The 12,249-nt window shown below is 34.0% G+C and carries 10 protein-coding genes; 5 read left to right on the top strand and 5 right to left on the bottom strand.

Features of this window, described 5'->3' with window-relative positions; translation table 11 throughout:
• Positions 1-192: 192 nt before the first annotated feature.
• The 5 genes from J8H85_RS14255 to J8H85_RS14235 all read right to left on the bottom strand — a co-directional run bounded on the left by J8H85_RS14255 (position 193) and on the right by J8H85_RS14235 (position 5,528).
• On the bottom strand, positions 193-627 hold the full coding sequence (locus tag J8H85_RS14255) for a hypothetical protein (RefSeq protein ID WP_209655887.1): 435 nt from the start codon (positions 625-627) through the stop codon (positions 193-195).
• Between the two features lie 231 nt (positions 628-858).
• Positions 859-2,337, bottom strand: coding sequence for a potassium/proton antiporter (locus J8H85_RS14250; RefSeq protein WP_209655886.1), 1,479 nt, complete (start codon positions 2,335-2,337; stop codon positions 859-861).
• 224 nt (positions 2,338-2,561) lie between these two features.
• Entirely contained in the window at positions 2,562-4,124 is a 1,563-nt protein-coding gene (locus J8H85_RS14245) for a right-handed parallel beta-helix repeat-containing protein (protein ID WP_209655885.1), read from the bottom strand.
• Positions 4,125-4,206: 82 nt separating this feature from the next.
• Positions 4,207-4,590 (bottom strand): acyl-CoA thioesterase, encoded by a 384-nt coding sequence (locus tag J8H85_RS14240; protein ID WP_209655884.1) that lies wholly within the window; start codon positions 4,588-4,590, stop codon positions 4,207-4,209.
• A gap of 41 nt (positions 4,591-4,631) precedes the next feature.
• Positions 4,632-5,528: an aldose 1-epimerase gene (locus J8H85_RS14235; RefSeq protein WP_209655883.1), complete on the bottom strand. Its 897-nt coding sequence runs from the start codon at positions 5,526-5,528 to the stop codon at positions 4,632-4,634.
• A gap of 323 nt (positions 5,529-5,851) precedes the next feature.
• On the opposite strand from J8H85_RS14235, the gene J8H85_RS14230 reads away from it, so the two are divergent.
• From J8H85_RS14230 to J8H85_RS14210, 5 genes are all read left to right on the top strand, one after another.
• Positions 5,852-6,589, top strand: coding sequence for a (Fe-S)-binding protein (locus tag J8H85_RS14230; RefSeq protein ID WP_209655882.1), 738 nt, complete (start codon positions 5,852-5,854; stop codon positions 6,587-6,589).
• 3 nt (positions 6,590-6,592) lie between these two features.
• Positions 6,593-7,960, top strand: coding sequence for a LutB/LldF family L-lactate oxidation iron-sulfur protein (locus J8H85_RS14225; protein WP_209655881.1), 1,368 nt, complete (start codon positions 6,593-6,595; stop codon positions 7,958-7,960).
• Positions 7,953-8,534: a LutC/YkgG family protein gene (locus J8H85_RS14220; protein WP_209655880.1), complete on the top strand. Its 582-nt coding sequence runs from the start codon at positions 7,953-7,955 to the stop codon at positions 8,532-8,534. Before J8H85_RS14225 ends, J8H85_RS14220 begins: the two co-directional genes overlap by 8 nt.
• Before the next feature lie 52 nt (positions 8,535-8,586).
• Complete coding sequence (gene kduI / locus J8H85_RS14215) at positions 8,587-9,429, top strand: 5-dehydro-4-deoxy-D-glucuronate isomerase (protein ID WP_209655879.1); 843 nt, start codon at positions 8,587-8,589, stop codon at positions 9,427-9,429.
• A gap of 186 nt (positions 9,430-9,615) precedes the next feature.
• Positions 9,616-12,123 (top strand): outer membrane beta-barrel protein, encoded by a 2,508-nt coding sequence (locus J8H85_RS14210; protein WP_209655878.1) that lies wholly within the window; start codon positions 9,616-9,618, stop codon positions 12,121-12,123.
• The last annotated feature ends 126 nt before the right edge of the window (positions 12,124-12,249 follow it).

Below are 12,249 nucleotides of genomic sequence, written 5' to 3'. Positions count from 1 at the left end.
ATTGAAATATTGATAATCCTATCGGAATTATCAACATTCCAACACCACAGAATCATCATTATGAGATAATTAAAATATAAATATTAACTTTGAAGAACTAGGCTAGTGCTTTTCATAGGATACTGTGTTGGGCACTGTTTTTTCTTCTGATGTTTGCTCATTAATCAGTCGTTTTTTATTGTTTGGACAAAATTAGTTGTCTGAATTTAAGTATTCACTAATAAATATTCCAACTACATTAATGAACATACTAAAAACCCAAAGCCAATAACCAGAGCCATATCCAATTATTTCCTTTTCAAAGCCTCCTTCATTAACAAGGATTTTGTCAAAAAGCAAAAAAGAGAGGCTAAATATGAAGGCTATTATCCCGACTATTTTTGCTTTTTTTATTTTGTAGGTTGATGTAAATATAAATGATAAAAATAAAAGAGGGTTTGCTAACCAAGGAATTACTCTCAAATCAAACATATAATACCACCCAAGAAGAAGTGCTAAAAATCCACTCATTGCATCAGAGTCATTAGAACCCTCAACAAAATAAATTTTTTGAGTCAATGAGGTAACGAATATAACCATTGTAATTACAAAAAATAAAATATTTGAAATTGAAAGTTTCTTAATCATTATCTCGTAGTGTTAATAGTGCCCAACGTGTTATATAGTAACTTTTATTACTTATATCCTGTAAATATGTCAGGATATAGTAAGTTTTTTTTACTGTTACCCTGTAAATATAATTAGTTTTTCTTACATAAAGACTAAGAAAATAAATGTTTTGTATTAGCTTTTTTTATCAATTTAAAATCAATTATCAACAGGAACACACTATGAATTTGTTATAAAGCCTTTAAGATATTACACTTTATGTTTTTTATCTGTTTGAAGTGTTTTGTAAACTTGATCAAAAATTTTAGATTGGTCTGCAAGAACAATTAAAGTGTCTTGAGATTTAATTCGTGTTAAACCATTTGGAATGATATAGCTATCATCTCTTTTAATCATGGCTATTATCGCATTTTTTGGAAAGCCTAATTCCACAATTTTCTTATCAACAGCAAAACAGTCTGGAGTTATTAATAATTCTTTCATTTCAGCTTTGGGGTTTTCAGCTAATAATAAATCTGTTGTATTCAATTTCTTTTTTGTTTCTGGTAATCCTACTTTCAACCATTTTGCAACAACGGAGAGTGTTGTTCCTTGAATTAATATGGATGTCACTGAAATAAAAAATACAATATTAAAAATCATATTTGCTTTGTCAATTCCTGCCAAAAGAGGGTAAGTGGCAAATACAATTGGAACAGCCCCACGCAACCCAACCCAAGAAATGTAAAACCTTCTTCTTAGCCTCATTTTAAAAAACATCAGACTTATGAATACGCCTATAGGGCGGGCAACAAGTATCAAGAACACTGAAATAAGCAGTCCGATGCCCATATATGGAATAATTTGAGAAGGAAAAACAAGCAGACCTAAAGTAAGGAATAGCACAATTTGCATGAGCCACGCTAAACCATCAAACATTTTTAAAATGGTTTTTTTATGTATTAGGTCTTGGTTGCCTAAATAAACAGCACAAATGTAAATAGCAAGAAATCCGTTGCCTCCTAGAAAATCGGTGGCAGAAAATGTGATGAACATTAGTGCTATTACTAGAACAGGGTAGAGGCCTTCAAAGTCAAGTTTTATTTTGTTGATGATGTATTTGCTGGACATTCCAAAGCCGATACCTAGTATGCCTCCTAAAATCATTTGCTGTAAAAACAAGGGGATAATGGATGTAAAACTTTGGTCTTGATTGATTACCAGAGTTAAAAATGCAATAGTAAGTACGTAGGCCATAGGGTCGTTACTTCCGCTTTCTAACTCTAAAGTGGGTCTTAAATTAGTTTTTAGTGCAAGACTTTTTGAACGTAGAATTGAAAATACAGCAGCCGCATCTGTTGAAGATACAATCGAGCCTAATAGCAAACTCTCATAAATGGTAAAGTCTGTAACAAACCATACAAATGTACCAAGTGACACAGCGGTTAGTAATACACCTAATGTTGATAATACAATGCCTTCTCTAAGAATAGGTTTAACAGCGGTCCAGTTGGTATCAAGTCCGCCAGAAAATAGTATAAAGTTTAGGGAAACAATACCAATAAATTGAGCAAATTGAGGATCATCAAAACGTATACCACCAATCCCATCAGAACCTGCCAACATACCAATTGCCAAAAAGAGCAATAAAGTGGGGACCCCAAACTTATAAGAAGTTTTACCAGCAAAAATACTTATAAGCAGTAATAAAGAGCCAACTAATAGTATGTTTTCAATTGTTAAATTCATTCCTTTTCAATTTAGGTGTCACTTTACAAATGTAGTGTTATCCATCTAAAAAGTTCATAAAGCTTTGACGTTGTTTTCCTGTTACTAATCCTTATTTTTTAGATTACTTTTTTGGAAGTTTTTCCGAATTGCACCTAAATTTAGGACATAACCAGTTTCAATGGGCTATATTGATTTATAAACGAAATAGGATTCTTTCAAAGAAAATCAAACGTACTTCTAAGTTAATCTTCAACAGGAAAAACAATATGCTGATAAGTCCCTAAATCAGGCGCAGCAGTTCTATTTACATTTAAAATATCAAACGGTACTTGTGTGGCAAACGTAGAGAGTCCTTTGTTTATGGCAGCAGAATCTTCACCAATAACTAATTTATTTAGAGAGGTGTTCAAAAAATTGGGGTCCTGATTGAAAATATTACCTTCGTAGTGATTGGTGTCATTTAAATCATAATTAGCGCCTGTAATATTGCCATTTCTATTATCAAAACGAATTAAGCAGTTGGTGAACTTAAAGTTGAAAACCACTGCTGCATCTTCAATTTCATCTAAAATAATTTCAGGATTATCGTTTCCGTAAATAATACAATTGTTAAAGTTGGCTTGGGTTAAATCGGTTAGAATTGCCGTATCATTTTCGTCTATAATAAAGTTGTTTAATAACACAGAAGGTAATTGGCGTGAGCCATTCCAATAATTGGCAATGGTACAATGGGTAAAATTGTATTTACCACCAAAAGTGCCCGCAAAAGAGGATTGCCCACTATTGTTAATCACCACGTTTTCACCAGTAATGGAAGTGTTTCTGCCCAAAATACCAAAACTGCTGGAGTTGTAAATTTGTGAATTGGTGATTTTAAGTTTTTCGGTGGCAACATTTGGGTTACCATCGCATAAAATACCTATGGATGCATTTTTTATGGTCGCATAGTTTATGCTGTTGTTTACGCTGCCGTCAAAGAGCCAAATAACGCCCCATTGCCCAGAAACATTGGAGAAATCTGGTTCCAAACGGTCGCTTTCAAAAATAACTTGGTTTTCTAAAGTTTCGGGGTCTGCACTTAAACTGCCATTAACTTGTAGGGATGCCCCATCGCTTACTATAAGTCCGGAATTTTCATGAAAATGGATGCGTGCACCTGCTTCAATAGTTAACGTTTCGCCTGATGGAACCGCTGCAAAGCCATAAATAACATAGGGTTTTGTGTTTGTAAAGGTGAGTTCTTCGGGCAGTAATTCACGCCCTTGAAGATCGGTTTCTACGGTATCTCCATTGATGTCTAAACTAAGGGTTTCAATAACTTTTGTGGTGCTATCTCTATCAGGATAAATAAAAACAGCATCTTGTACCAATGTAACCAGTTCTACTTTTTGAAGGTTTGCGCCTGCATCAAATTCAATTTGGTCTGTGTATAAAAACTTTCCATCGGTATTTGGTAAATTATTGATATCAATGGTGGTTTCAATAAAAATGAATAGACTATCCTTTGCCAAAATTTCAATATTTTCAAACGTTTTGCCCGTTAAACCATCTACATTCAATCGGTAGTTTGAGGTGTTTCCTAAGGCAAGTCGTATTGAAGGAATCTTAATGTCATTATTGCTTCTATTGTAAACTTTTAAATTGTAAGTGCTTGAGCCGATGTTGGTAAAAACAGTGTCTAAATAAACGGTGTCTTTTGAGAATTCCAGATTTCCTGTACTTGGAGAAAAGTCAAAATCTTTTCGGCAAGAACTCCAAAGCATTAAAAAACCAATGGTGAAAATGATGTATATAGTACGTTGCATGAAGCGGTAGTTATTTTGAATCAATAGAATTCAAAAATATAACTTTTGTTTTGATAGTATAGTATGTAAAATGGTTATTTCGTTAAAATAAATCGATTATTTCGGGTGTAATTCGTGCTGGACGGTTTGTTTCACTATTTATTAAACACCAAGTAGTTTCAGATTTTGCCAGTAATTTATCGGTATCATTGTATATTTCAACAATGCGTGTTGATGTAGCTCCTTTATAATTTATGATGTAGGTTTTAAGTTTGATAACATCGTTTAAAAACGCCGAACTTTTATATTCTATATAGTGCGAAAGCATCACCCAATGGTAATCTTTTATAATTTTTGTAGACGCCTTTTCCTGCCAATGGGCTTTTGCTACGTCTTGCACCCATTCTACATATCTGATATTGTTAACATGGTTAAGTTCGTCCAGATCATTTTTATTTACTATAAGTGTTGTCTCAAAAGTGGCCATGTGCTTCTGTTTTTTATGGGTAAAAAAGGAATGATAAAAATTTAAACCAATTTCACATTCCAGTTAAGTTGATGGGTTTCATTAGGTTTTAAAATTTGTAATCCCATGTTATTATTAAAACTATCTGATACACCCGTGGTGGGTTCTATAGCTATAACGTTTGCTTTTGGAGGTGTGTATATTTGCAAAAAGTTTTCTTTGGAAGAAGCACTAATCAAAAGTTTATAATGGGGCGTATTGAATTGGGTTTGGTTGGAGTTTAAAATAAAACAATCATCTAATTGTTTGTCTTTAACTTCAAAATCAGATTCATTTTCTATAGTTTTTACACCTGTAGTTATGCATCTTTCATCAAAAACAAGTTGTTTATGGCTATCAAAATTAAGTGTGCTGTTGTATAAATTGCTGCTGCTAAAATATGGGTGCCAGCCTAATGTAAAAGGAAAAGCTTTTGTATCGGTATTTTTGACCGTTACATTAATATCTACGGAATGGTTTTTTATAATATATTCCAATTGCATGCTGAAAGTGTACGGAAAACCAATGGATTCGTTCTGCTCAACATATTCGAACGTTATGGAGGCAAAATTTTTATCTTCTTTTTGATGAACTACTTTGAAGATTTTATTAAAAACCAAACCATGTAAGGCATTATTATTGGCAGTTTCATTCACTTCAAATTGAAATTCGTTGGCATCAAAAGTGTATTTTCCGTCTTTAATTCTATTCGCAAATGGAAATAAAATGGACGATGCATAGGTATTGTTGTAAGTTAAAGGATATAAATCTTCAATTATGGTTTTACCATTAAGCTTTAATTCCTGTAAACTAGCGCCTTGATTCACATAAATTTTGGCATAACAGGTTTTTTCTGAATTTTCTATTTCAATACACTCTAAAATATTAGAGTTGTTTAATATCTGTTTTATGGTAAACAATGTCTTTATTTTTTAAGTTGATTAGCACCATACAAATATACTAAGTGAAAGTTAAAAGCATACATCTTATTAGTATTTGTGCTTCTGGTTTGTTTGAGTAAAAACGCTAATAAAAGTATATTCTTAAACTTAAAAAAAAACACGTTTTATTTGTTAAGTATTATAAATGAATTAGTTACGTTTTTTGTTGAATATTTAGAGTGGATTAATTTTTACGGAAATTAAAAAAACATGATAATACAGGGCAATATTTATAGATGAGATGTTTAAATTTGCTGTTATCTTAAAAATACTTTAAAATAAGACTTCTTAATACACAAAAAATGAAAGTAGGTTTATTTATACCTTGTTACATAAATCAATTATATCCGCAAGTAGGCATAGCCACCTTAGAACTTTTAGAAAAATTAGGCATGGAAGTAGTGTATCCTACAGGGCAAACGTGTTGCGGACAACCTTTAGGTAATTCAGGATATGAGGAGGATTCTAAAGGCATTTGCCAATTATTTGTTGAAAATTTTAAGGAATTCGATTATATTGTAGGACCTTCAGGTAGCTGTGTATATCATGTTAAAAAACATTTTGATATTTTAGAACAAACGGAAGACGTAAAACGCGTTAGAAAAAACACCTATGAGTTGTGTCAATTCATCTATGAAGTATTGGGAAAAACCGATTTGGGCGCCTCTTTCCCACATAAAGTTGGGATACATAAAAGTTGTCACGGACTTCGAGGTTTGCGCTTAGGATCTTGTTCCGAGCGTATGGATGCCCATTATTCCACCGAAGAAAACCTCCTAAAAGAAGTTAAAGGTTTGGAATTAAAAACATTGAATAGGGTAGATGAATGTTGCGGATTTGGAGGTACTTTTTCTGTGTTTGAAGAAGCCATTTCAGTAAAAATGGGTAAAGATAGAATTCAAGACCATATTGACAGCGATGTAGAGGTAATTACAGGTGCAGACCACTCGTGTTTAATGCATTTGGAAGGCTTAATAAATAGAAATAAACAACCATTAAAAGTGATGCACATAGCAGAAATTTTAAATAGCAGTATCTAAATTATGGCACACGCAGACGAAGCAGCAATATTTAATAAAGACGAAGCAAAAGTAGATTGGCACGACAAAGCCTTATGGTTTGTTAGGCAAAAACGCGATAAATCGGCGCATAAAGTTAAAGGTTGGGAAGAACTCCGTAATTATGCCTCAGCTATTAAAGCCAATGTGTTATCTAATTTAGATAGCTACCTTTTACAATTTGAAGAAAATGCCCAAAAAAACGGCGTAACCGTTCATTGGGCGGCAAATGCTGAAGAACACAATAAAATTGTACACAGCATTCTTCAAAAACATAATGCCAAGAAAATAGTAAAAAGTAAGTCGATGTTGACTGAAGAGTGCCACTTAAATCCGCACTTAGAGGCTCATGGTATTGAGGTAATTGATACCGATTTAGGCGAACGCATCGTGCAATTGGCACAAGAGCCACCTAGCCATATCGTATTGCCTGCTATTCATAAAAAAAAGGAAGAAGTTGATGTGTTGTTTCAAGAGCATTTAGGAACTAAACCTTGTGATGGCGATCCAGAATATTTAACAGCGGAAGCTAGAAAACATTTACGAAATAAATTCATCAAAGCAGATGCAGCCATAACAGGTGTTAATTTTGCAATTGCCGATACTGGTGGTTTTGTGGTTTGTACCAACGAAGGAAATGCCGATATGGGTGCGCACCTTGCCAAAGTACACATTGCCTGTATGGGGATGGAAAAATTGATTCCGCAAGAAAAACATTTAGGTATTTTTCTGCGTTTGTTGGGTAGAAGTGCTACAGGACAGCCTATTACAACCTATTCATCGCATTTTAATAAACCAGAACCTGGTAAAGAAATGCACATTGTTATAGTTGATAATGGTAGAACGGAGCAATTAAGTCGTGAAGATTTTAGAGCCTCGTTACACTGCATCCGTTGTGGTGCATGTATGAATACTTGCCCAATTTACAGACGTAGTGGAGGGCATAGTTACAAATCAACCATTCCAGGACCTATTGGGTCTATTTTATCACCTGGAATCGATTTGAAAAAGCACAGTTCATTGCCATTTGCATCCACACTTTGTGGTTCTTGTAGCGATGTGTGTCCGGTAAAAATCAATATCCATGAACAGCTATACAAATGGCGCCAAGTTATAGTAAAAGATGTGCCACAACCTGTTGTTAAAAAAACAGCTTTAAAAATGGCAGGAAGTGTTTTGGCAAATACGAAGATGTACCATTTTGCTGGTAAATCTGCGCGTTTTATGTTGAAACATATGCCACGATTTGTAATTTACTCCAAGTTAAATGCTTGGGGGCATGCCAGGGATTTGCCAGAAGTTAAAAATGATAATTTTGATGAATGGTATAAAAAAAGAAAAAAGAATGAGTAGAGAAGCTATATTAAACGCCGTTAGAAAAAACAAACCAGAATCGTTACCGTTGCCGGAAATTGATTTAGGTCTTTTTGAAGAAGAAATCAATTTAGTTGAAACTTTTATTGATAACTTGAAGTTTGTTGGAGGAAGGGCTGTTCAGTTAAATAATATGACTGAAATAGATGCTGAAATAAAAAAACTATATCCAAATGCTTCAAAAATAGTATCTTGTGTAAAGGAATCTGCGTTAGGAACTATTTCCATTAACAAAGAAACCGAACCACATGGTTTAGAGGATATTGATTTAGCCATTATAAAAGGTGAATTGGCTGTGGCTGAAAATGGTGCTATTTGGGTTACAGAAAATGATTTTACCATTCGCGCATTGCCATTTATTACAAACGATTTGGTTTTGATAGTTTCAAGAAACGATATTTATTTACATATGCACCATGTTTATGAAGCTATATCAAAACGAGACAGAACCTTTGGAGTGTTCATTTCAGGACCTTCAAAAACAGCCGACATAGAACAATGTTTGGTTGTTGGTGCTCACGGAGCCATAAGTTTAACCGTTTTAATTGTTTAAAACGCATCTTATTTAAAACTACAATTATTTATAAAATTTAAAATTATAAAATATGTCAACTAATTACCGTTCGCGTTACGCATCAAGCCCACAAGGGGTAAAAAGTTATGATACTACGCAATTAAGAAATGAATTTTTAATAGAAAGCTTATTTGAATCGGATAAATTAAATTTAGTTTATTCGCATTATGATCGTTTTATAACAGGAGGTGTTTTACCTGTAAACAAACCCGTTACTTTAGAAACCATCGACCCTCTGAAAGCGAAATTTTTTTTAGAAAGAAGAGAATTAGGAATAATTAATATAGGTGAAAGTGGCACCGTTACTGTTGATGGACTTGTTTACGAATTAAACCATAAAGAAGCCTTATATGTTGGTCAAGGCAATAAAGAAGTGATTTTTGCAAGTAAATCGTCTAAGCGGCCAGCCATGTTTTACTTAAATTCTACACCAGCTCACAAAGTATACCCAAACAAAAAAATTGGAACTAATGATGTGGAAGTTATAGAATTAGGGACTCCAGAAACCGCCAATGCACGTACTTTAAGAAAGTATATTGTAAATAGCGTGGTAGATGTTTGCCAATTACAAATGGGAATGACTTCCATAAAAGTAGGAAGCAGTTGGAACACCATGCCAGCACACGTGCACGATCGTAGAATGGAAGTGTATTTCTATTTTGAAATCCCAGAAGGGCAATCGGTATGTCATTTTATGGGCCAGCCTCAAGAAACTAGGCACATCTGGATGCAGAACAATCAAGCGGTTATTTCGCCGCCATGGTCTATTCATTCAGGTTCAGGTACAAGTAATTACTCATTTATTTGGGGAATGGCAGGAGAGAATTTGGATTATGGCGATATGGATGTTTGTAAAATCACTGAATTGCGATAACAGAAATTATTATTTAGAAATTATAAGACAAAACCCTTTAACAGCACATGTTAAAGGGTTTCATTTTGGTATGTAGTTGGACTGATAAGTTAAGCTTTAAACAAAAGTCAGTTTTGTATGAAATGCTAAAATAAAACATTTTAAAAATTTATATTTGCACCCAAATTATATTGAAATTTAAAACATATGAAGTTGAATAAAGTACTAACCATCCTTCTTTTATTTATAGTACAATTAGCAACAAGCCAAATTACAGGAAGAATTCAAGATACCACCGATAATTACCCATTGGAATACGCCACCGCAGCGCTTTATAATCAAGTAGATAAAACACTTGTAGCAGGTGTAATTACCAACATAGATGGTGTATTTGTTATAGATAATATCAAAAACGGTAGTTATTATTTAGAGGCTTCATTTGTAGGCTATACCACAAAAACCATTCGGAATATTGAAGTCGCAAAAGGTAACAGAAAAATAGATTTAGGTACCATTAATTTGGTATTGGGAAATCAACTGAACGAGGTTGAAATTAATGCAGAACGTTCTACCGTTATCAATAAAATTGACAGACAGGTATTCGATTCAAAAAGTTTTCAAAGTAGTCAAGGGGGCAATGCCACCGATGTTATTAAAAACCTGCCATCAGTTACTGTAGATGGTTTAGGCGATATTAGTGTGAGAGGTAGTAAAGGTTTTACGGTTTTAATTAACGGTAAACCAACACAAGGTGATGCCAATGCCATTTTAGCACAATTGCCAGCAAATGCTCTTGAAAAAGTTGAAATTATTACGGCACCATCTGCTAAATACGATCCGGAAGGTAAAGGTGGTATTCTTAATATCATTACCAAAAAAGGTGCTGCAAACGGCACTTTTGTTCAGGTAAGTGTACGTGGGGGTTTCCCTTCCATAGAACCTTATGATACGCAAGTGGCGGCTCAACGTTATGGTGCCGATGCTACCATTAACACAAAAACAGACAAATGGAACCTATCCTTTGGAACCAGTTACCAACGCAACGATAAAACGGGTAGAAGGGAAGGTGAGTTGTTTATCATCAATGAAGCGGAAAATAAACAAACCTTTTTGCCATCTGACGGAGAACGTAGTTTCGATGATATCAATTATAACGGACGTTTTACAGTGGATTTTACACCCAATGAAAACGATGAATTCTCTTTAGGTTTCTTCGCAGGAAAACATACTGTGGATAGGTTAGCAGATATTACCTATTATGATAACCATGCGGTTTCACCTATTGAAAGCAGTAACAGACTATATACGTTTTCATATTACAACCATAACTTAAGAACTCGTAAAGGCGATTTCGTTTTGGGTAGTTTTGATTATGGACATACCTTTAATGATAAGTCCAAACTGTCAACGTCAATTTTGTATGAATATACCTTTTTAGGTGGTCCAACTTACAATGATAATGTGGATACACCGGCATATAACGAAATTTATCAACAAGAATATAACACCAATGATAATCCGTTACATGGTGTGCGTTATAATTTAGATTACAAATTGAAACCGTTTTCATTTGGTACTATTGAAACGGGCTATCAATTTAGAAATTTGGATCATGAAGGGGAGTTTGTTTACGAACGAGATGGTATTGTTGTACCCGAATTTTCAAGTAATATTGAATTAAAAAGAACCATTCATTCTGCATATACCCAATTAACAGGCAACAAAAATAAATGGGATTATGCCGCGGGTATGCGTTTGGAATCTATGGATAGAACCTATACCGAAGCTTTAGTAAGTGAAGCTTCTGCGAATGAATACAAGTATGACTTTGTAAAATTATTCCCGTCAGCGTCGTTACAATACACAGTTAATGATGCCACCAAAATTAAGGCGGCTTACAGTAAAAGAGTAGAACGTACCACCACTTTTAAAATGAATAGTTTTGCTGAACGCGAACACTCAGAGGTTTTTGAACAAGGTGATAACCGTCTATTACCAGAATTTATAGATTTGGTTGAGTTGGGCATTACCAAAGAATTCGATTCAAAAAATTCCATGTACGCTACCGCTTATTACAGACATGTAGATAATGCCATAAACCGCGTGAATACCTTGGCTTATGAAAGTAATGGGATAGTAATAGATAGTATTTTAAACCGAGTGTATTCCAATGTTGGAAAAAGTAAAGCTATTGGTTTAGAACTGGGTACGCAGTTTAAGGCAACCAAGAATTGGAGCAATTTTATAGGGGCCAATATATATAACTATGCTATTGATGGCGAGTTTATTTTTAGACATCGAGATGGTATAACTAGAAATTATGATGTAAATAGTAGTAACACGATATACTCCTTCAACGTTAACTCTACCTATTCTTTTTGGAAGAATGCCACGGCACAATTTACCTTCAATTATTTATCTAAAACCAATACGGCTCAAGGTGAAGATTCTAGGTTTTATGCACCAAACTTAACCTTGAAAAAGTCATTTTTAGATAGCCATTTAACGGCAACCTTACAGTGGCAAAATATTGATATGGGATTGTTGAACAGTAACGAACAAAGCATCGCTACTTCAAGACCTGGTGAATTTTATACCTATACTAATTATGTGTATGAAGTTGATATGGTTACTTTAAATTTAACTTACACTTTCAACAAGGTTAAAAACAAATCGAAGTTTATTGAAAGTGAATTTGGTAAACGTGAGTTTTAATTAATAGGAAACGGATTTTCCGTAATCAACCATAAATCACTGTCTCCTCGAGCATTGCCGAAAACAAAACGTGTTTTGGTTGAAGGTATCTCGCAAAGCGAATCGAGAAGTTATTACACTTAACAA

The organism is Mariniflexile gromovii (genome assembly GCF_017814435.1).
Lineage (GTDB): Bacteria > Bacteroidota > Bacteroidia > Flavobacteriales > Flavobacteriaceae > Mariniflexile > Mariniflexile gromovii.
This window is presented reverse-complemented; position numbering and strand designations above follow the sequence as displayed.

Coding starts and splice junctions, on each gene's coding strand:
- J8H85_RS14225 (WP_209655881.1), top strand. CDS start 6,593: ATGGCACACGCAGACGAAGCAGCAATATTTAATAAAGACGAAGCAAAA.
- J8H85_RS14245 (WP_209655885.1), bottom strand. CDS start 4,124: ATGCAACGTACTATATACATCATTTTCACCATTGGTTTTTTAATGCTT.
- J8H85_RS14230 (WP_209655882.1), top strand. CDS start 5,852: ATGAAAGTAGGTTTATTTATACCTTGTTACATAAATCAATTATATCCG.
- J8H85_RS14250 (WP_209655886.1), bottom strand. CDS start 2,337: ATGAATTTAACAATTGAAAACATACTATTAGTTGGCTCTTTATTACTG.
- J8H85_RS14220 (WP_209655880.1), top strand. CDS start 7,953: ATGAGTAGAGAAGCTATATTAAACGCCGTTAGAAAAAACAAACCAGAA.
- J8H85_RS14210 (WP_209655878.1), top strand. CDS start 9,616: ATGAAGTTGAATAAAGTACTAACCATCCTTCTTTTATTTATAGTACAA.
- J8H85_RS14240 (WP_209655884.1), bottom strand. CDS start 4,590: ATGGCCACTTTTGAGACAACACTTATAGTAAATAAAAATGATCTGGAC.
- J8H85_RS14255 (WP_209655887.1), bottom strand. CDS start 627: ATGATTAAGAAACTTTCAATTTCAAATATTTTATTTTTTGTAATTACA.
- kduI (WP_209655879.1), top strand. CDS start 8,587: ATGTCAACTAATTACCGTTCGCGTTACGCATCAAGCCCACAAGGGGTA.